Annotated in this window: 1 protein-coding gene; it reads right to left on the bottom strand. The window is 58.4% G+C overall.

The features are described 5' to 3' along the window. Window positions 1-119: 119 nt before the first annotated feature. A partial coding sequence (locus tag HMPREF3044_RS06665) for a hypothetical protein (protein ID WP_210400532.1) occupies window positions 120-353 on the bottom strand: 234 nt, incomplete at its 5' end.

Raw genomic sequence — 353 nt, 5'->3', positions numbered from 1 at the left:
CCTCCGCAGGACCAGATGCGGAGCTTAAAAATTTCGATGACCAAAAGGGCGGTCCTGCTTGCCCTCCGAGCAAATCCAGTGGCTTGTAACCACTGGATTCATACTAGTTCATCTGTTGTTTACTCAGTTGCAGTGGGTTCCTCGCTCGTGGAGGTCTCCCCTGCAGCGGAGCCCTCAGCCGGAGCCTCCGTCTCGGAGGTTGCGGTGGTAGTGGACTCGGTCTTATTGCCCTTGCTCGGCTTGCTGTCGTCAGTCTTGGCGCTAGAACCGTTGGTGGTAGCCTCGGTTCCCTCACCGGTGGTCTCGCCAGCGCCGGAGCTCAGGTTGGTGAAGTCCCAAGCCTTGCCGTTGAT

The organism is Corynebacterium sp. HMSC073D01 (assembly GCF_001815555.1).
Classification (GTDB): domain Bacteria; phylum Actinomycetota; class Actinomycetes; order Mycobacteriales; family Mycobacteriaceae; genus Corynebacterium; species Corynebacterium glucuronolyticum.
The sequence above is the reverse complement of the archived record's forward strand: the minus strand, read 5'-3'. Positions and strand labels throughout refer to the sequence as shown.